A 20,062-nucleotide genomic window follows, 5' to 3' on the forward strand; every position below is an offset into this window, starting at 1 on the left:
GAGGCGGGCCGGACGGCGTCGACGAAGGCCCTCCGGGGTCCTCCCGCAGCAGTCGGCACCAAAGGACAGTGAGGGCTAAGAGCGGGGCGGTTCACCGTCGCACTGCTTCTGGCCGGCACCGCCGTACACCACGGCGGCCCCTGACAACGGAGGCACACCACCATGACCCTGCAGGACGTACGGACCGAGGACCGCGCCAGGACCGACGCCCCGTCCGATGCCGAGGTCGCCGTGGACCTTCTGGTCGCGGCCGGTCTCAAGGCACTCGCCGACTACGAGAGCCTCACCCAGGAACAGGTCGACCACATCGTCAAGAAGGCGTCGGTCGCAGCCCTGGACCAGCACACCGCGCTGGCCCGTCTGGCGGTCGAGGAGACGGGACGCGGGGTCTTCGAGGACAAGGCCGCCAAGAACATGTTCGCCTGCGAGCACGTCACGCACAGCATGGGCCACATGAAGACCGTCGGAGTCATCGGCCGGGACGACATCGAGAACATGGTCGAGATCGCCGAACCGGTGGGCGTGGTGGCCGCGGTCACCCCTGTCACCAACCCGACCTCGACCACGATTTTCAAGGCACTGATGGCGCTGAAGACCCGTAACCCGGTGATCTTCGCGTTCCACCCCTCCGCCCAGCGGTGCAGCGCCGAAGCGGCCCGCGTCGTACGGGACGCGGCCATCGCCGCCGGTGCACCGGAGCACTGCGTGCAGTGGATCGAGGCCCCCTCCGTCGAGGCGACCAACACGCTGATGCGGCATCCCGGGGTCTCCCTGGTCCTCGCCACCGGCGGCAATGCCATGGTCAAGGCCGCCTACTCGGCCGGCAAGCCCGCACTCGGCGTCGGCGCCGGCAACGTCCCCGCATACGTCCACCGCAGCGCCAAGCTGCGCAGGGCCGTCAACGACCTGGTGCTGTCCAAGTCGTTCGACAACGGCATGATCTGCGCCTCCGAACAGGCCGTCATCCTGGACACGGCGATCTACGACGCGGCACTCGCCGAGTTCCGCACCCTGCACGCCCATCTGGCCACCCCGCAGGAGAAGGCGAAGCTGGAGACCTTTCTGTTCCCGGCCACCGGTAGTTCGGGGGGCGGCTGCGAGCCCAAGGTCAACGCCGCCGCTGTCGGCCAGAGCCCCGCGTGGATCGCCGAGCGGGCCGGGTTCTCGGTCCCGGAGAACACCTCGGTCATCCTCGTCCAAGCCGAACGCGTCGGCCCCGAAGAGCCGTTGACCCGCGAGAAGCTCTGCCCGGTGCTCGCCGTGCTGCGGGCCGAGGACGAACGTCACGGCTTCGGCCTGGCCGCCGACATGGTCGCCTTCCACGGTCAGGGCCACAGCGCCGTCATCCACACGGAAGACGCGGCCGTGGCGGAGGCGTACGGCATGCGGATGAAGACCGCACGGATCATCGTCAACTCCCCCTCTTCCCAGGGCGCGATCGGCGGCATCTACAACGGCTTGCTGCCCTCACTCACCTTGGGCTGCGGCTCCTGGGGCAGCACCTCGGTCTCCAACAACGTCTCCGCCGTCCAGCTGCTGAACGTCAAGCGAGTCTCCACCCGCCGCAACAACCTCCAGTGGTTCAAGGTCCCACCGAAGGTCTACTTCGAACCGCAGGCCATCCGCTACCTGACCTCCATGCCCGACGTCCACCGCGTCACCATCGTCACCGACGCCACCATGACCCGCCTCGGGTTCGTCGACCGCATCAGCCGCGTACTGCAGCAGCGCCGGGAACCGGTCACCCTCCAGATCATCGACAACGTCCAGCCCGAACCCAGCATCGACTCCGTCCAGCACGGCGCCGGCCTCATGCGGGACTTCCGCCCTGACACGATCATCGCGCTCGGCGGCGGCTCCCCCATGGACGCCGCCAAGGTCATGTGGCTGCTGTACGAGCAGCCCGGAATCGACTTCGCCGACATGCGACAGAAGTTCTCCGACATCCGCAAGCGCGCCTTCCGCTTCCCCACCCTGGGCAAGCTCGCCAGCCTGGTCTGCGTGCCCACCACCTCCGGCACCGGAGCCGAGGTCACTCCCTTCGCCGTCATCTCCGACCCCGCCACCGGCAAGAAGTACCCCCTGGCCGACTACGCGCTCACGCCCAGCGTGGCCATCATCGATCCCCTCCTCACCACCGTCCTGCCCCCGGCCCTCGCTGCCGACAGCGGCTTCGACGCCCTCACGCACGCCGTCGAGGCGTACGTGTCGGTCTACGCCGACGACTTCACCGACGGTCTCGCGCTGCACGCCATCCGCCTGGTCTTCGACCACCTGGAGGCAGCGGTCACCGACCGCGAGGGCGCCCCGGAAGCACGGGAGAAGATGCACAACGCCGGCACCATCGCCGGTATGGCCTTCGGCAACGCCTTTCTCGGCATCGTCCACGCCATGTCCCACACCCTCGGCGCGACCTTCCACATCGCGCACGGGCGCACCAACGCCGTACTGCTCCCCCACGTCATCCGCTACAACGGCACCATCCCGACGAAGCCGACCGGCTGGCCCAAGTACGAGGACTACCGCGCTCCCGAACGGTTCCAGGACATAGCCCGCGCCTTGGGCCTGCCCGCCACCACCCCGGCCGAGGGCGTGGAGTCCCTCGCCGCTGCCGTCGAGCGCCTGCGCGACGCCGTCGGCATCGAGCCGACGTTCAAGACGCTGGGGGTCGACGAACGAGCTTTCCTGGACGCGCTGCCGCAGCAGGCCCTCAACGCCTACGAGGACCAGTGCGCACCGGCCAACCCCCGCACGCCGATGCTGGACGACATGCGGGAGCTGATGCGCACGGCCTACTACGGCTGAACACGGGGCGGTCATCTCCGCGCGGAAGCAGCTGCCAGGGTTCCTCCGTGGGACAACGGCGACCGCCGGAGGCGGGCCGCGTGCGCTCCTCTGGTCCGGGCGCGCTCCGAGCCGGCCCAGGGCCTGCAGCGGGAGATCCGCACACGGCGCCTGGCCGGCCCTTCCGCGCGCCGGCCGTCGGGGCCGGCTCGGTCGGCCGTACCGGGATCATCAAGCCCAAGGGGGCCACCGGCCCGCTGCCGGTCGTCATCTACATCCACGGCGCCGGCTGGGTCTTCTACGACGAGAAGACGCACGACTTCGCGTCGCTCTGGTCGAGCAGTTCAAGGGAACTCGGGTACATCGCGGAAATGAGAGGAACTCACCACCAAACTCCGTCAAGTCAATCGCCAAGGTACTCGATCGCCCCCTCCACCGGCCATGTCATCAGAAGGTCGCCGCGTAAGCGGGAGCGAACACCGTTACAGGTCAGCGCGCGTACGCATCCGCTCCAAACCCTTCCTGGCTCCTGGGTCTCCGCGCGGGAGCGAGGGGCAGGCCGGCTGCCCGGTCCTCCTCGGCGCACAGGCCGACCGCACGGGCGGGCAGGCCACTGCTAGCGTGGCGAAGCGTGGATGACAGCGTGTACGTGGGCAACGCGGGCAAGGACGCGGCTCTGGACCGAGGGTGGCTACTCGGACACTTCAAGGACGTGGACGATCCGCGCCACAGCCAAGCTGTGGAGATCAAGTGGGGTGTCCACCCCCGCGGCGACGAGCGAGCACAGTGGGTCGAGGACGAGAGACGGACAGCCCTCCTGGTCCTCGTCAGTGGGCGCTTCCGGGTCGATTTCCCCGGCCACAGCGTTCTTCTGGAAGAGCAAGGTGACTACGTCGTGTGGGGACGGGATATCGGTCACTCGTGGTTCGCAGAGGAAGAGTCGGTGCTGCTGACCGTTCGCTGGCCGTCAGTGCCCGGATACGCCGTGCCGGAAGGGAAGCGGGGCCCGCTGCCGAACTAGGGCTTGTCGTCGAACTGCCGTCGCCCGGGGCGTTCCTCCCTGTGCAGCCCGTGCGGGCGACGCACGCCTCAAGCCCTGCCCGCGAGCACCGGGCAGCGGTCGCTACCGTCGCCGTTCCTCAGGAACGTGATCGAGTCGGCGGGGAACGTGTACGCGAAGTTGTCCGAGATCCCGGTCAGGGCTTCGCGGGGGGGGCGACGGGAGTCGCTGTCTCACCGTTCTCGGCGGACGGGCCGGCCGCCAGGGTCGTCACCGCCGCCCGGGAGGCCACCCTCGTTCCGGGGAGCGTCTCCTCGTCTCCGGCACCGCGTTCGACCTCCGCCGGCCACCCAGGCTCTCCGAGGCACTGGCCCGCGCCGAGCGTCGGCCCATGGCAGCGGGCATGGGGTACGACCACGACTTCGTACTGCCCCCGGACGGCGACGGCACGCTGCGCCGGGCAGCCGTCCTCCATGCGCCGGCCAGGGGCCGGTGCGTGGAGGTGTTCACCACCGAGCCCGGCCTGCACGTCTACACGGCCGGACAGTTCGGCGGAACCGTCGTCGGCAAAGGCGGAGCGCCCTACCGGGCGGGTGCCGGCATCGCGTTGGAGACCCAGCACTTCCCCGACGCCCCGAACCGACCCCGCGGCCCGTCCACGGTGCTCCGGACCGGCGACGAGTACCGGTCGATGACGGTCCTACGTTTCGGTGTCCGCGACTGACCGCGCAGGCACATGCCGTGGTGGCTGTGCCCGCCGGTCGACCATCGGCGGGGAGAGCCACCACGGGTGGAGTCAGACGCCCGCTCTGCGCCTGTTCCACACGTCGAATCCGACCGCCGCGAGCAGCACGAGGCCCTTGATGACCTGCTGCCAGTCGGTGCCCACCCCGACCAGGTTCATGCCGTTGTTGAGCACGCCGAGGACCAGGCCGCCGATGATGGCGCCGGCCACGGTCCCCACGCCACCGCTCATCGAAGCCCCGCCGATGAACGCGGCGGCGATGGCCTCCAGTTCGAAGTTCACGCCCGCCTTGGGCGAGGCCGCGTTGAAGCGGGCCGCGAACACGAGCCCGGCGAGCGCCGCGAGCATTCCCATGTTGAGGAACACCGCGAAGGTCACCTTCTTGTCCTTGACCCCGGACAGCTTCGCAGCGGGCAGGTTTCCGCCCACCGCGTACACGTGGCGGCCGATCACCGCGTTGCGCATCACGTAGCCGAAGCCGACCAGCAGGACAGCCAGGATCAGGAGTACGACAGGAGCGCCCTTGTAGCTGGCGAGCAACAGGGTCGTGACCAGTACGGCGGCGACCAGTGCCGTCACCTTCAGTGCGAAGAGGCCGGTGGGGAGCGACTCCAGTGCGAACTCCCGCCGGCGTCGACGGTCTCGCACCTCCTGGAAGACGACGAAGGCGATCAGTCCCAAGCCGAGGAGGAGAGTCAGGTTGTGGTAGTTGGTCGGCGGCCCCGCTTCCGGCAGGAAACCGTTGGCGACCTTTTGCAGCCCCTCCGGGAACGGGCCGAGTGTCTGGCCCTGGAGGAAGATCTCCGTAAGACCCCGGAACAGAAGCATGCCGGCGAGCGTCACGATGAACGACGGTATGCCCACGTACGCGATGAAGAACCCTTGGAGCGCGCCCGCGACGGCCCCCAGCAGGAGGGCGAGGATCACCGCGACGGGCCAGGAGATGTGGTGCTCGACCATGAGCACGGCCCCCACGCCACCTACCAGGGCCATCAGCGAGCCCACTGACAGGTCGATGTGCCCGGAGATGATGACCATCATCATGCCGATGGCCAGGATGAGGATGTAGCTGTTCTGCAGCACCAGGTTGGAAACGTTGCGCGGCAGCAGGAGGTCTCCTCCCGTCCACACCTGGAACAGAAGCACGATCAGGCCGAGCGCCAGGAGCATTCCGTACTGGCGCATGTTCCGCCGGACGCCGTCCAGGAGCACACGAGCCACCTGCGCCCCGGCGGGCCGGGCAGCGCCGTCCCCCGGGGGCGCCGGAGCGGTCGCCTTCGTGGTGGCGGGGGTGCTCATTCCTGATGTCCTTCGCTGGGGGTGGCGGTGCCTGCGCCGACTGCCGACGGTGTGGGGATGTCCTGCGTCATGTGCCGCATCAGTACTTCCTGGGTGGCGTCCTCGCGGGCGACTTCGCCGGTCAACCGGCCGGCCGCCATGGTGTAGACCCGGTCGCACATGCCGAGCAGTTCGGGCAGCTCGGAGGAGATGAGGAGGATGGCCTTGCCCTCGGCGGCGAGACGGTCGATCACGGTGTAGATCTCGAACTTGGCCCCCACGTCGACGCCGCGTGTGGGCTCGTCGAGGATGAGTACATCGGGTCCGGCAAGGATCCACTTGCTCAGAACGACCTTCTGCTGGTTGCCGCCGGAAAGCCGGCCGACCGGTTCGAGGACGTTCGGAGCCTTGATGCCCATGGTCCGCCGGTACCGTTCGGCGACTCTGCGCTCCTCGTGGGCGTCGACGATGCCCCGTCGGGCGAGCGTGCGGAAGGACGCGAGCGAGATGTTCCGGCTCACGGAGTCCTCCAGGTTGAGGCCGTAGCGCTTGCGGTCCTCGGTGACGTACGCGATGCCGTTGGCAACCGCTTCGGGAACCGTGCGGGTGCGCACCGCTCGGCCGTCCTTGAGAACGGTCCCCTGCTCGTAGCGGCCGTAGGAGCGGCCGAAGACGCTCATCGCGAGTTCCGTCCGGCCGGCGCCCATGAGCCCCGCGACGCCGACGATCTCGCCGCGGCGGGCCTGGAGCGAGACCCGGTCGACGACCTTGCGGCTGTGGTCCAGGGGGTGGCGTACGGTCCAGTCCCGGATCTCCAGGACCGGGTTGACGTCCGCCGGGCCCTTGTACGGGGTGCGGTCGGGAAATCGGCTGTCCAGGTTCCGCCCCACCATGCCTCGGATGATGCGGTCCTCGGTGGTGGCCGGGTCCCTGACGTCCAAGGTCTCGATGGAGTGTCCGTCGCGCAGGATGGTCACGGTGTCGGCGATCTGCGCGATCTCGTTGAGCTTGTGCGAAATGATGATGGAAGTAATGCCCTGGTCCTTCAGTTCCCGCATCAGCCGCAACAGTTTCGCGCTGTCCTCGTCGTTGAGGGCGGCGGTGGGTTCGTCGAGGATCAGCAGCCGGACGTTCTTCGCCAGCGCCTTCGCGATCTCCACAAGCTGCTGCTTGCCGACGCCGATGTCGGCCACCCGGGTCTCGGGGTGCTCGTCGAGGCCGACGCGCCGCAGCAGCTCGGCGGCACGCCGCAGTACTTCGCGCCAGTCGATGACGCCTCGCCGCGACGGCTCGTTGCCGAGGAAGATGTTCTCGGCGATGGACAGGTAGGGAACGAGTGCGAGTTCCTGATGGATGATGACGATGCCGTGCCGCTCACTGGCCCTGATGTCCTTGAAGCGGCACGGTTCGCCGTCGAAAAGAACCTCGCCCTCGTAGGTCCCGTGCGGATGCACGCCGGACAGGACCTTCATCAGCGTCGACTTGCCCGCGCCGTTCTCTCCGCACAGGGCGTGAACCTCGCCGCGCTTCACGGACAGGGTCACGTCCGACAGAGCTCTGACGCCGGGGAAGGTCTTGACGATGGCCCGCATCTCCAGCACGGGGCGGGCCGCAGGCCTGTGCGAGGACGAGGGCGAGGAGAATGCGGCGGAGCTCAACGGAGATCCTCGGCCTTGATGTAGCCGGAGTCGACCAGAACCTTCCGGTAGTTCGCCTTGTCGACGCTGACCGGGTCGAGCAGGTAGGCCGGAACCACCTTCTTGCCGTTGTCGTAGGTGCTGTCGTCATTGACCTCGGGCTTCTTGCCGTCGAGGACGGCGGTCACCATGTTCGCGGCGACCTTCGCCAGTGCGCGGGTGTCCTTGTAGACGGTCTGGGTCTGCTGATTCGCGATGATCGACTTCACGGACGCGACCTCGGCGTCCTGGCCGGTGACGATCGGCAACGGCTTGGCCGGACTTCCGTAGTCGTCGGATTTCAGGGCGGACAGGATGCCGATCGAGATGCCGTCGTAAGGGGACAGCACAGCGTCGATCCGGGCCGTGGAATAGGAGGAGGTCAACAGGTCGTCCATGCGCTTCTGCGCCGTTCCTCCGTCCCAGCGCAGCGTGGTGACCTGGGCGAGACGGGTCTGCTGGGAGCGTACGACAAGCTGCTTCCTGTCGAGATAGGGCTTCAGCACCTCCATGGCGCCGTTGAAGAAGTACTTGGTGTTGTTGTCGTCGTTGGAGCCGGCGAACAGCTCGATGTTGAAGGGGCCCTTCTTCGAACCGTCCTTCAGGCCCAGCTTCTCCACGATGTAGGTGGCTTGGAGCTTGCCGACCTCCTCGTTGTCGAAGGAGGCGTAGTAGGCGACATGCGGGGATCCCAGAATGAGCCGGTCGTAGGAGATCACCGGGATGCGGGCGTCCGCCGCCTGCTGGAGAACATTGGACAGCGCCTCACCGTTGATGGCCGCCACGACCAAGGCGTCGACACCTTGAGTAATCATGTTCTCGATCTGGGCCACCTGCTGGTCGGGGTCGTCCTCCCCGTACTGCAGGTTGGTGAGATAGCCGCTCTTCTTCAGGCCCGCGGTCATGTTGGCGCCGTCCGCGATCCACCTTTCGGAGGACTTGGTGGGCATGGAGATCCCAATGGTGAGGTCCTTCCCGTCCTTCGACTCCTGACTTCCTCCCTCGCTGTTCTGCCCGCAGGCCGTGAGGAGCAGGGCGCAGCCGGTGGTCGCGGCCAGGAGGAGGGATGCGGCTCGGAAGTTCGTCATGGGCGTTACCTGGCAATCTCGTCGTTGAGGGTGCTTCTGTCCCGAAGGGCTTCGGCGGCAGCACGTGTCCTCGCACCGCCGGGGCGTCGTCGCGGAGGCGGTCGGGGTTCGACAGCCTCGGTCGAGCTGATTGTTAGCGCTCGCATCACTGCAGTACAAGAGGAACTAGGCTTTTTCTCGCGGCGATGCACGCCCGTCGGCGCGAAGAACGGGGCAAAAGCAGGGCATCCCGCAGAGGCCGCCCACCGACACCACAGGCAGCCTGCCGCTGGACGGCGCCTCCAGCGCAGCACATTCCACTCTCGACACGCTTCAACCGATCGCGCGGCGGCGACATGCGGGGCGCAGAGCTCCGGCAGCCCCGCCGAGCCACCACGGCTCAGACAGCAGCGGGGCGACCGGGCGGCCCACGGGAGGCCCCGTGAAGAGGACTGCGGCCTTCGACGCCCGTCCGCACCAGCGGCGCGAACTCACGAACCCACCGCACGGGTTACATTCCCGGCACCCCGATGGACAGTCGCTCGGCGGTAAAGGGGCTCGGGTCTCCCGCAGCAGCCTCCTCCGCGACCATCGCGGAGGCCACCCTGGACCGACCCCTCCCGGAGTCTTCCCCGACGAGTGACGTCCACCGGCGACGAACGACCTTCGTCCGCACGGCCCGGGAAGACGCTGCCGTCTCCGCCACGGAAGCCGGGCACCCCTCCCCCACCCTGCGGTTCTCGCGACGCAGCCGCGGCTGCCGACCTCCGGTGTCGGCGTGCCCCTCTCCCCCGCCGACCACAGACGGACGATGGCCGGGTCGACATCGGATCAACACCGCGGGGGGAGGGGGAGGTGGGCACGGGGCGACTCTCGGGGCGCAGCTCATCGGCACCGACGGGATGGACGCACCCAACACCATGACCTCGGCAGGGCGAGCGCCACACGAACGCCATCCTCCGGTCGGCACGACAGGCTTCCGTAAACTCCCTCCCCCCCCAGGGCAAGAACGCGAAGAGCCGTTCGCCAAGCCGCCGACACGCACCCGATCGTGCCGACCGTCCCCGACCGACCGGTCCCGGTACGCGTTCGGCATCGCATCACCCGAGCACCGGTGTGACTCCGAAGGTCACCCGAGCGCGTAGGACTATTGCCGCATCCAGTTGTGAGCGTTAACGCTCATGGGCGCTGGGGGGGTGCCGATCGTCTTCTGCACGGGCAGCCGGTGAACTCGGCGCCGGCCTTCGCCACACTCCACCGCGTAGGCGCCCCGCGGCGGAACCGTGATCCGCCTCTCCCATGTGAGGGAGAGGCGGATCACCCTACGGTTCGGGTCACAGCCGCTGGGCTAGCCGGTGGTAGGCCTGGTTCCAGCGCAGACGGTCCGCGAAGTCATGGGCCGTCGTGGTGTCGTCGATCATCACCAGCTCAGTACCGGCCATCTGCGCGAAGTCACGCAGCACGTCCGACCCCACCGCGGTGAGGACCGTGTGGTGCGGGCCGCCGGCCATCAGCCAGCACTCGGCCGCTGTGGACAGCGAGGGCCGAGGCTCCCACACCGCCCGAGCCACCGGCAGGCACGGCAGCGGCTCATCCGGCAACACAACATCAATGTCGTTGGCCACGAGCCGGAAACGGTCGCCCATGTCGGCCAGACCGATCACCGTGGCGGGGCCGGCGGCGGCGTCGAACACCAGGCGCACGGGGTCCTCACGCCCTCCGATCGACAGGGGGTGGATCTCACAGGACGGCTGGGCGTCAGCGATCGAGGGACACACCTCCAGCATGTGCGCACCGAGGGTCCTGGGCGTGCCGGGCCCGAAGTGGTACGTGTAATCCTCCATGAACGAAGCCCGCGGGCCCATGGCCTTCGCGGCGGCGAGCAGTGCGGAGGTCTTCCAGTCGCCCTCGCCGCCGAAGCCGTAACCGTCGGCCATGAGGCGCTGGACGGCCAGGCCGGGCAGCTGCCGCAGTCCGCCGAGGTCCTCGAAGTTGGTGGTGAAGGCGCCGAAGTCGCCCCGGACGAGGAAGCGACGCAGGCCGGCCTCGATGGCGGCCGCGTAGCGCAGTGAGGAGTGACGATCGCCGTTTCGCATCAACTCCGGTGCGAGATTGTAGAGTTCGGAGTACTCGTCGACGAGATCGTCGATCTCGCCGACGGTCACGGCGTCGACGAGTTCAACAAGATCGTTGACGCCGTAGGTGTTGACGCTGACGCCGAACCGGAGCTCCGCCTCCACCTTGTCGCCCTCGGTCACGGCAACGTCGCGCATGTTGTCGCCGAAGCGCGCCAGGCGGAGATTGCGCATGCGGTGGAAGCCGATGGCCGCCCGGCCCCAGTCATCGACCCGCCTGACCACCACCGGATCGGATACATGACCCACCACGGTCTTGCGGGCCACCCCGATGCGGGTCTGTATGTAGCCGAACTCACGGTCGCCGTGGGCGGCCTGGTTGAGGTTCATGAAGTCCATGTCGATGGACGACCACGGCAGTTCCCGGTTGAGCTGGGTGTGCAGGTGCAGCAGTGGCTTGCGCAACGCGTCGAGCCCGGAGATCCACATCTTCGCGGGAGAGAAGGTGTGCATCCACGCGATCACCCCGACACAGGCCGGGTCGGTGTTGGCGGCCTCCAGTGTCCGCCTGATGGCGGAGGCCTCGGTCAGCACCGGCTTTCCCACGATGTCGGCGCCGATCCGTCCGGAAGCGGCCAGCATCTCCTGGATCCTGGCCGACTGCTCCGCGACCTGGTTCAGGGTCTCGGCACCGTACAGATGCTGACTTCCCGTCAGGAACCAGATCTGCGGCTGGGTTGTGGTGTTCATCGGTCTTCCCCTCGTGGGATCACTGGCCGTAGACGTTCTGGTAGCGCTCGTAGAGCCGGTCCACGGCGGCCGCGTCGATGGCGTCCGGGGTACCTAGCTGGTGGGCGAAATGGACGGTGCGGGCCACGTCCTCGACCATGACGGCCGCCTTCACGGCCGAACGCGCGTCGCGGCCGACGGTGAAGGGGCCGTGGCTGCGCATGAGGACGGCGGGCGAGCGGCTGTCACGGAGCGTGTCCACGATGCCGCGTCCGATGGAGTCGTCGCCGATGAGCGCGAAGGGGCCGACCGGGATCTCGCCGCCGAACTCGTCGGCGATCATGGTCAGGACACACGGGATGGGTTCGCCACGCGCGGCCCAGGCGGTGGCGTAGGGCGAGTGCGTGTGAACCACGCCGCCGACCTCGGGCATGTGCCGGTAGACGTAGGCGTGGGCGGCGGTGTCCGAGGACGGCGCCAGCTCGCCTTCCACCAGGTTGCCGTGCAGGTCGGTCACGACCATGGTGTCCGGGCTCAGGTCGTCGTAGGACACGCCGGAGGGCTTGATGACCATGAGATCCTCCCCCGGAACGCGGGCCGAGACGTTTCCGGCGGTCCAGATCACCAGCCCGTATCGCGTCAGTTCGCGGTGCAGGTCAGCGACGATCTGCCGGAGGTGCTTCACGCTGTCGACGGCGCCCATCATTTCTCCTTCGGTTCGATGGCGGAGCGGCGCATGGCCCGCAGTCTGCGCATGACGTCACTGCCGCCCCGGCCGAAGTGGTCGTGCAGGGCGACGTACTCGGCGAAGAGCCGGTCGTAGGCGGCGGCTTCCTCGGGGCGAGGCCGGTAGACGGCTCGGTCGACCGAGCCCATGGCGGCAGCGGCAGCTCGGACATCGCGGTGCGCGCCCGCGGCCACCGCCGCATGGAGCGCCGACCCGAGGGCCGGCCCCTGGGCGGAGCGGATGATCGACAGCGGCATGCCGAGGACGTCGGAGTAGAGCTGCATCAGGAACGGGTTGCGCACCAGGCCGCCGGCGATGATGAGTTCGTTGACGGGTACGCCCGCGATGGTGAAGGTCTCCACGATCGTGCGCGTGCCGAACGCGGTGGCCTCGAGCAGAGCACGGTAGACGTCCTCGGGCCGGGTGGAGAGGGTCTGCCCCAGAACCATTCCCGACAGCTCGTGGTCGACCAGCACCGAGCGATTGCCGCTGTGCCAGTCGAGGGCGATCAGACCGTGCTCACCGACCTTCTGGTTCGCGGCCAGTTCGGTGAGCAGTTCATGGACGGACAGGCCGCGTTCCCGAGCCTGTACGTGGTAGCCCTCGGGGACCTGGTGGTCGACGTACCAGGCGAAGATGTCCCCCACACCGCTCTGCCCGGCCTCGTAACCCCACAGCCCGCCGACGATGCCGCCGTCGACCACGCCGCACATGCCGGGGACCTCGCGCAAGGTGTCGCCGTTGAGGACGTGGCAGGTGGATGTGCCCATGATCGCGACCAGCTGACCGGGCTCCACGGCCCCGGCCGCCGGGGCGGTGACATGTGCGTCGACGTTTCCGACGGCGACCGCGATGCCCTCCGGCAGCCCGGTCCAGGCCGCGGCCTCGGCGCTCAGACCGCCGGCCCGGTCGCCGAGCCGACCGATGGGCTGATCCAGCTTCTCCGTCACGAAGTCGGCGAAGGCGGGGTTCAGTTCGGCGAGGAAGTCCGCGGCGGGGTACTCGCCGTCCTGGCGGATCCCCTTGTAACCGGCACTACAGGCATTGCGCACGTACGCCCCGGTGAGCCGCCAGACGATCCAGTCGGCGGCCTCCACCCACCGGTCCATGGCGGCGTACACCTCGGGCGCCTCCTCCAGCATCTGCAGCGCCTTGGCGAACTCCCACTCCGAGGAGATCAGTCCTCCGTACCGCGGCAGCCACTTCTCCCCGCGCGCCCGCGCCAGGGCATTGATCCGGTCGGCCTGCGGCTGGGCGGCGTGGTGGCGCCAGAGCTTGACGTACGCGTGCGGATTCCCGGCGAGTTCAGGCAGGTCGCACAGCGGGGTTCCGTCCCCGGTGGTCGGCACCATCGTGCAGGCGGTGAAGTCGGTCCCGATCCCGATCACACGAGCTGGATCGACCCCGGCGTCCGCGATCGCGGTCGGTACGGCGATCCGCAGAACGTCGAGATAGTCCTCGGGAACCTGCAACGCCCAGTCAGCCGGCAAGCTGAGGCCCGTCGCGGGCAGGGACCGGTCGATGACGCCGTGACGGTAGGCATGGACACCAGTGCCCAGCTCGGCACCGTCCCGGACCCGCACCACCACGGCGCGTCCGGACAGCGTGCCGTAGTCGACACCGACTACGAGGGAGTCAGGTTCGTCGGCCATGAAGCCACCTTTGATCGTTCGCCGAAGGACACTCGAAGTGTTATCGCTAACAATCTGACCGTCAAGACATCTACTGACAGGAAAGTCTCAGCATGTGAGCGTGCTCAGGTAGGGCTCAGGTACGGATGCGGGGGATCGGCCGAGGGCGTGGCTCAGCCGCGCGGAACCGCGACGCTCTCCCGCGGAATGAGCGTGGGGTTGAGTGTGCGCAGCGAAGGCCCCGACTCTCCCTCGATCCGGGCCAGCAGAAGACCGAGGGTCTCGGTGGCCACCCCGTCGAAGTCCGGACGCACCGTGGTCAACGGGGGCGAGAAGAACTCGGCCTCGGGCACGTCGTCGAAGCCGACGATGCTCACGTCACCCGGGACGCAACGACCCCGCTCGGCCATCGCACGGATGGCACCGAGGGCCAGATGGTCGTTGGCCGCGAACACCGCGGTCACATCCGGCATGCGGGCCAGCATCTGACCCGCGCGGTAGCCGGAGGACGCGCTCCAGTCCGCGGAACTGACGGGTGGGATCTCCGCACCGGCCTCCCGCAGAGCACGCTGCCATCCGCGCACCCGGCCCGCGGCGTCGAACCAGTCCGGCGGACCCGAGATGTGCCACACGGTCTGGTGCCCCGCGTCCAGCAGGTGCCGGGTGGCGGCGAAGGCTCCCGCCTCCTGGTCGACCGTGACCAGCGCTCCGCCCCGGTCGGGGTCCCCGTCGACGGCCACGAGCGGGACATCGGCCGGAATCTCCGCCAGCGCCTCGTCGGCGGACGCGGTGGGAGCGATGACCACAATGCCGGCGACCCGCTGGTCGCGGTGGTGTTCCACCGCCGCGGCGATGGAGGAGCGGTCAAGGACGCGCACCCGTCGCACGCTCACCGCGAAGCCCTGGGCCGCGGCGGCCAGCTCGAAGGCGGCCAGCATCGAGGTGGGCCCGTACAGGGTCGAGTTCTGCGCCACCACGCCGATCTGCTGGGACCGGCCGGTCACCAGGGTGCGCGCGGCGCGGTTGGGCCGGTATCCCAGCTCAGTGATCGCGGCACGCACTCTCAGCCGCGTCTGCTCCCGGACGTTGGGGTGCCCGTTGAGGACGCGGGAGACCGTCTGGTGGGAGACCCCGGCAAGCCGCGCCACATCCGTCATCGCCGGTTCGCGTACCCGGGCAGCCGCCGAGGCGTCCTCCACCTGTATCTCCTGACTCCGCCGTTTCCGCCTGCCCGACACCTGTGAGGGACCACGCAGGGACGCGCCACCTTGAACCTTAACCAGGCTGGGGGCCGACAGCCAGCGCCCCCTCCCCGCGTCCGCCGGAATCCGGATGCGAGGCGCTCCGAGCCTTTTGACCCTCAGGAGCGCTGAACAATGAGCGTTAACATACACCACCTCCCCAATCCATCTCAGGCGCGGAAGATCGCGGTGTTCGAGGGGTTGACGGGGCATATGTGAGCGCTCACTCTGATGCACCAGTGACTGCGGTCACACAAAGCTCGCCACCCTGAGTGGGCACAGTTGAGCACGGAGGAAGCAGTGTTGAAGAAGATCGCCACAGGCGTCAGCGTTCTGCTGCTCGCCACACTGACGGCGTGTGGCTCGGGCAGCACCTCGGGCAAGGACGGTGAAAGCGGCGCGGACGGCAAGATCACCATGGGCTTCGCGCAGGTCGGCGCTGAGAGCGGCTGGCGTACGGCCAACACCAAGTCCGTCCAGCAGTCCGCGAAGACCGCGGGCGTCGAGCTGAAGTTCTCCGACGCTCAGCAGAAGCAGGAGAACCAGATCAAGGCCATCCGCTCCTACATCCAGCAGAAGGTCGATGTGATCGCCTTCAGCCCGGTGGTGGAGACCGGCTGGGACGCGGTGCTACTGGAGGCCAAGCGGGCCCGCATCCCCGTGATCCTGACCGACCGCGCGGTCGACTCCGACGACGACACCCTGTACGAGACGTTCCTCGGCTCCGACTTCGTCGAGGAGGGCGAGAAGGCGGGCGAGTGGCTCGTCGAGAACACCAAAGGCCCCGTCAACGTGGTGGAACTGCAGGGCACCACCGGCGCCGCGCCCGCCATCGACCGCAAGAAGGGCTTCGAGGAGAAGATCGCCGTACGCCCCGACATCAAGATCAGGGCTTCCCAGAGCGGTGACTTCACCCGCTCCGGCGGCAAGCAGGTCATGGAGGCCTTCCTGCGCTCCAACCCCGACGTCGACGTCGTCTACGCCCACAACGACGACATGGGCCTGGGTGCCATCGAAGCCATCAAGGCCGCCGGCAAGAAGCCCGGCCAGGACATCAAGATCATCACTGTTGACGCCGTCAAGGACGGTATGCAGGCGTTGGCCGACGGGGAGATCAACTACATCGTCGAATGCAATCCGCTCCTCGGCGACCAGCTCATGGACCTCGCCAAGAAGGTCGTGGACGGCGAGAAGGTCCCCAAGCGGGTGGTCACCGAGGAGACCACCTTCACGCCCGAGCAGGCGAAGAAGGCCCTGCCCGACCGGCAGTACTGATCCAGGAGCGCCGGTTCCTGCCTTCGCGCACCTCGTGGCGGTGGCAGGGACCGTACCCACGACGAAAGCATGGGTCATGACCGATTCCTCAGCGCTCACCGGCGCCCCGGTGGTCGAGATGCGCGACATCAGCGTCGAGTTCCCCGGCGTCAAGGCTCTCTCGGGCGTCGACTTCCGCCTGCTCCCCGGTGAAGTACACGCTCTGATGGGCGAGAACGGGGCAGGCAAGTCCACCCTCATCAAGGCACTCACCGGCGTACACCCTCCGACAACAGGCGTCATCCACCTGCATGGCGAACCGGTCGCCTTCAACACGCCCGGTCAAGCTCAGGAAGCCGGGATCAGCACCGTTTACCAGGAGGTCAATCTCCTGCCCAACCTCTCGGTGGCGGAGAACATCCTGCTGGGCCGCGAGCCACGCCGACTGGGACACATCGACGGACGGACCATGCGTGCGCGGGCGAGGGAACTGCTCACCCGCGTCGGCCTGTCCATCGACCCCGCCTCTCGTCTGAGCTCCCACCCGATCGCTGTGCAGCAACTCGTGGCGATCGCAAGGGCACTCGTCGTGGACGCACGCGTCCTGGTTCTGGACGAGCCCACCTCCAGCCTTGACGCCGACGAGGTCGCCGAGCTCTTCCGCATCGTGCGCGTGCTGCGCGACGACGGAGTCGCCATCCTGTTCGTCTCCCACTTCCTCGACCAGGTCTACGAGATCGCCGACCGCATGACCGTCCTGCGAAACGGCTCACTCGTCGGCGAATACCTGCCTTCCGAGATGAACCACATCGAACTCGTCGCAGCGATGCTCGGGCGCGAACTGGGAGTGCTGGAGGAGGTGCAACGGCGCTCGGAGGCTCGGGCTCCCGGTACCGCGCCGCTGCTCAGCGCCGTCGCCCTGGGCCGCACCGGAGCGATCGCACCCGTCGACCTGGAGATCCATGCCGGGGAGGTCGTCGGTCTGGCCGGTCTGCTCGGCTCGGGCCGCACGGAACTGGCTCGTGTGCTCTTCGGCGCGGACCGCGCGCATACCGGAACTCTCACGATCAACGGCAGTGAACGCCGCCCCCGCGGCCCCCGGGCGATGATCGCCCAGGGCGTGGCTTTCTGCTCCGAAGACCGCAAGGCCGAGGGAGTCTTCGCCGATCTCAGTGTCCGCGACAACCTCGTGCTCGCCCTGCAGGCCGCCCGGGGGTGGGCACGCCCCATCCCGCGCCGCGCCTCCGACGCTCTGGTGAAGGACTACATAGCGAAGCTGGACATCCGCCCTGCCGACCCCGGCGCCATCATGAGCACCCTTTCCGGCGGAAACCAGCAGAAGGTGCTGCTCGCACGCTGGCTGGTCACCCGGCCCCGGCTGCTCATCCTCGACGAACCCACCCGGGGCATCGACGTCGGCGCCAAGGCGCACATCCAGAAGGTCGTGGCCGATCTCGCGGCGGAGGGAATGGCGGTGCTGTTCATCTCCGCCGAACTGGAGGAAGTGGTACGCGTGTCCGACCGGGTCGTCGTCCTGCGCGATCGCCACAAAGTGGCCGAACTGACCGGGCGGGACGTCTCGGTGGACAAGATCATGTCTGTTATCGCCGCTCCGGGCGACAACGACACCGCGGCGGTGGCCTCATGACGCGCTCGCGGCTGCTGTGGCCGCTCGTCGCCCTCGCCGCGCTGGTCGTCCTCAACATCGCCTTCGAGCCCTCCTTCGTGGAACTCCGGATCCAGGACGGGCACCTCTTCGGCAGCCTCGTCGACATTCTCCGCAACGGAGCGCCGACGCTCCTGATCGCCGTCGGCATGACCCTGGTCATCGCCACCCGCGGCATCGATCTGTCCGTGGGAGCCGTCGCCGCCATCGCCGGCGCGATCGCCTGCACCTCCATATCCGGCGGCGGGGACGCGGCGACCGCGGTCCTGCTGGCTCTGAGCGTGTGCATCCTGCTCGGGCTGTGGAACGGCTTCCTGGTCTCCGTCCTCGGAATCCAGCCGATCATCGCCACCCTGGTTCTGATGACGGCGGGTCGTGGTGGCGCCATGCTGCTCACCGAGGGCCAGATCATCACCGTCAAGGATCCGCTGTACCGGCAGATCGGCTCAGGCTTCCTCATCCTGCCGATCGCGATCCTGATCAGCCTCGCCGTCCTGACGGCAGTCGCCCTCATCACCCGCCGAACAGCTTTGGGCATGCTTATCGAAGCCGTGGGGATCAATCCCACGGCAGGCGAGCTCGCGGGCGTACGCTCACGCACGATCATCTGGACGGTCTACGTCTTCGCCGGCCTGTGCGCGGGTGTCGCGGGCCTGATGATCAGTTCCAACGTGAACGCCGCCGACGCCAACAGCGCCGGTCTGTGGATCGAGATGGACGCCATCCTCGCTGTCGTCATCGGAGGCACCTCGCTGGCCGGGGGCCGGTACTCCCTCGCCGGGACCATGGTGGGCGCGCTGGTGATCCAGACGCTGACCACCACCGTCTACACCATCGGCGTCCCGACCAACGTCACTCTGGTCTTCAAGGCCGTCGTGGTGATCGCCGTCTGCCTGCTCCAGTCTCCCCGCACGACGAAGACGCTCCGCGCCCGCCGCAAGACCGCAGCTCCTACGCCCCGCTCCCAGGAGGTGGCCGCCGGATGAGCGCCTTGGCTCTTTCCTCCGCACGCTTTCCCCAGCGTTTCCTGCCCGTGGTCGCCACCTTCGCGGTGTTCACGGTCACCTTCGGGGCCGGGTCGGTCCGCTACGAGAACTTCGCGTCGGGGCAGGTGGTCGCGAACCTGTTCGTCGACAACTCCTTCCTCATCGTCCTCGCGGTGGGCATGACCTTCGTCATCCTGACCGGCGGCATCGATCTCTCGGTCGGCGCGGTCGCCGCCCTCTCGACCATGATCGCCGCGGCCACCCTCAACGCGGGCTGGCCTCCGCTGCTCTCGATCATCACTGTCCTCGGATCGGGCGCCACCCTGGGCCTGCTCATGGGCCTGGTCATCCACCACTTCGAAGTCCAGCCCTTCATCGTCACCCTTGCAGGCATGTTCCTGGCCCGCGGGCTGTGCTTCCTCATCAGTGTCGAATCGGTCTCCATCACCGAACCCTCCTTCCGCGAGTTCGCGGGCGGGGCCATCACGTTGCCGGGTGACATCACCCTGACCTACAGCGTCGTGATCGCTCTGGCCGTGGTCCTGGCCGCCCTGTACGTCCTGCACCTGACGCGCTTCGGCCGGACCGTGTACGCGGTGGGCGGCAGTGAGTCCTCGGCCCGCCTGATGGGCCTGGCCACCAGCCGGGCCAAGGTCGGCGTCTATGTGGTGAGCGGCTTCTGCGCCGCGCTGGGCGGCCTGCTCTTCAGCCTCTACATGCTCTCCGGCTATGGTCTGCACGCCGTCGGCATGGAACTCGACGTCATCGCCGCTGTCGTCATCGGAGGAACCCTCCTGGCAGGCGGGACCGGATACCTGGTGGGTTCAGTGGTGGGGGTGCTGGTCCTCGGCACCGTGCAGTCGTTGATCTCCTTCGAGGGCACCCTCAGTTCCTGGTGGACGAAGATCGTCATCGGCGCTCTCCTGCTCGCCTTCATCGTGCTCCAGCGTCTGATCGTCCGCCGGCAGGCCTGAGCGTCACCAACGATGGCCGTGGGCCCAGAGGAGCGACTGGTGGCAGCACCCGGCCCGGTCGGCGGAAGACTCCTTCCCCCAGAACCGGCGCGGCGGCCCAAGGCCGAAGAGAGCGACCGCCGCTCCTCGTCCCGGCGCCGAGGTGCTACAGGGTGCCCCGTCCGCTCGGGCCCTCCGCGCGGTTCGCCTGCTCCAGACATCGACGAAGCTCCGGCGGACGGGCCTGTGC

The 20,062-nt window shown here is 68.2% G+C and carries 13 protein-coding genes and 3 pseudogenes; 8 read left to right on the top strand and 8 right to left on the bottom strand.

Going from position 1 to position 20,062, the window contains the following annotated elements; translation table 11 throughout:
• The first annotated feature begins 162 nt into the window (after positions 1-162).
• The 3 genes and pseudogenes from adhE to RI138_RS02475 all read left to right on the top strand — a co-directional run bounded on the left by adhE (position 163) and on the right by RI138_RS02475 (position 3,805).
• Positions 163-2,805, top strand: a complete 2,643-nt coding sequence (adhE, locus tag RI138_RS02465; RefSeq protein ID WP_311118579.1) for a bifunctional acetaldehyde-CoA/alcohol dehydrogenase — start codon at positions 163-165, stop codon at positions 2,803-2,805.
• 176 nt (positions 2,806-2,981) lie between these two features.
• Positions 2,982-3,104, top strand: a pseudogene (locus RI138_RS02470) (esterase); the annotation flags it as partial.
• Between the two features lie 311 nt (positions 3,105-3,415).
• The gene (locus tag RI138_RS02475; protein ID WP_096626786.1) at positions 3,416-3,805 is read left to right on the top strand and encodes a signal peptidase I; all 390 of its coding nucleotides are present in this window, start codon (positions 3,416-3,418) and stop codon (positions 3,803-3,805) included.
• A 68-nt stretch (positions 3,806-3,873) separates the two neighbouring features.
• Here RI138_RS02475 and RI138_RS32530 read toward each other — a convergent pair.
• Positions 3,874-4,091, bottom strand: a pseudogene (locus tag RI138_RS32530) (hypothetical protein); the annotation flags it as partial.
• Positions 4,092-4,106: 15 nt separating this feature from the next.
• Here RI138_RS32530 and RI138_RS02485 point away from each other — a divergent pair.
• Positions 4,107-4,508: pseudogene (locus tag RI138_RS02485) on the top strand (aldose epimerase family protein); the annotation flags it as partial.
• A gap of 72 nt (positions 4,509-4,580) precedes the next feature.
• Here RI138_RS02485 and mmsB read toward each other — a convergent pair.
• The 7 genes from mmsB to RI138_RS02520 form a co-directional block, all read right to left on the bottom strand.
• Positions 4,581-5,828 (bottom strand): multiple monosaccharide ABC transporter permease, encoded by a 1,248-nt coding sequence (gene mmsB, locus RI138_RS02490; RefSeq protein ID WP_311118580.1) that lies wholly within the window; start codon positions 5,826-5,828, stop codon positions 4,581-4,583.
• Entirely contained in the window at positions 5,825-7,399 is a 1,575-nt protein-coding gene (gene mmsA / locus RI138_RS02495; RefSeq protein WP_311122792.1) for a multiple monosaccharide ABC transporter ATP-binding protein, read from the bottom strand. The genes mmsB and mmsA overlap by 4 nt, the downstream gene beginning before the upstream one ends.
• A gap of 62 nt (positions 7,400-7,461) precedes the next feature.
• The gene (gene chvE / locus RI138_RS02500) at positions 7,462-8,571 is read right to left on the bottom strand and encodes a multiple monosaccharide ABC transporter substrate-binding protein (RefSeq protein WP_311118581.1); all 1,110 of its coding nucleotides are present in this window, start codon (positions 8,569-8,571) and stop codon (positions 7,462-7,464) included.
• A 1,313-nt stretch (positions 8,572-9,884) separates the two neighbouring features.
• Positions 9,885-11,375: an L-arabinose isomerase gene (gene araA / locus RI138_RS02505; RefSeq protein WP_311118582.1), complete on the bottom strand. Its 1,491-nt coding sequence runs from the start codon at positions 11,373-11,375 to the stop codon at positions 9,885-9,887.
• Positions 11,376-11,394: 19 nt separating this feature from the next.
• Positions 11,395-12,060 carry an L-ribulose-5-phosphate 4-epimerase gene (locus RI138_RS02510; RefSeq protein WP_311118583.1) on the bottom strand — a complete coding sequence of 222 codons (666 nt, stop codon included), beginning with the start codon at positions 12,058-12,060 and terminating at the stop codon, positions 11,395-11,397.
• Positions 12,057-13,733 carry a ribulokinase gene (gene araB, locus RI138_RS02515; protein WP_311118584.1) on the bottom strand — a complete coding sequence of 559 codons (1,677 nt, stop codon included), beginning with the start codon at positions 13,731-13,733 and terminating at the stop codon, positions 12,057-12,059. The genes RI138_RS02510 and araB overlap by 4 nt, the downstream gene beginning before the upstream one ends.
• Positions 13,734-13,885: 152 nt before the next feature.
• Entirely contained in the window at positions 13,886-14,917 is a 1,032-nt protein-coding gene (locus tag RI138_RS02520; protein WP_398864199.1) for a substrate-binding domain-containing protein, read from the bottom strand.
• 336 nt (positions 14,918-15,253) lie between these two features.
• Between RI138_RS02520 and RI138_RS02525 the strand changes: the two genes are divergently transcribed.
• The 4 genes from RI138_RS02525 (at position 15,254) to yjfF (ending at position 19,833) form a co-directional block, all read left to right on the top strand.
• Complete coding sequence (locus tag RI138_RS02525) at positions 15,254-16,228, top strand: ABC transporter substrate-binding protein (RefSeq protein ID WP_398862207.1); 975 nt, start codon at positions 15,254-15,256, stop codon at positions 16,226-16,228.
• A gap of 76 nt (positions 16,229-16,304) precedes the next feature.
• Positions 16,305-17,855: a sugar ABC transporter ATP-binding protein gene (locus RI138_RS02530; RefSeq protein ID WP_311118586.1), complete on the top strand. Its 1,551-nt coding sequence runs from the start codon at positions 16,305-16,307 to the stop codon at positions 17,853-17,855.
• Positions 17,852-18,859, top strand: coding sequence for an ABC transporter permease (locus tag RI138_RS02535; protein WP_311118587.1), 1,008 nt, complete (start codon positions 17,852-17,854; stop codon positions 18,857-18,859). Before RI138_RS02530 ends, RI138_RS02535 begins: the two co-directional genes overlap by 4 nt.
• Positions 18,856-19,833 carry a galactofuranose ABC transporter, permease protein YjfF gene (gene yjfF, locus RI138_RS02540; protein ID WP_311118588.1) on the top strand — a complete coding sequence of 326 codons (978 nt, stop codon included), beginning with the start codon at positions 18,856-18,858 and terminating at the stop codon, positions 19,831-19,833. The genes RI138_RS02535 and yjfF overlap by 4 nt, the downstream gene beginning before the upstream one ends.
• The last annotated feature ends 229 nt before the right edge of the window (positions 19,834-20,062 follow it).

The organism is Streptomyces durocortorensis, from assembly GCF_031760065.1.
In the GTDB taxonomy this organism is placed as follows: domain Bacteria; phylum Actinomycetota; class Actinomycetes; order Streptomycetales; family Streptomycetaceae; genus Streptomyces.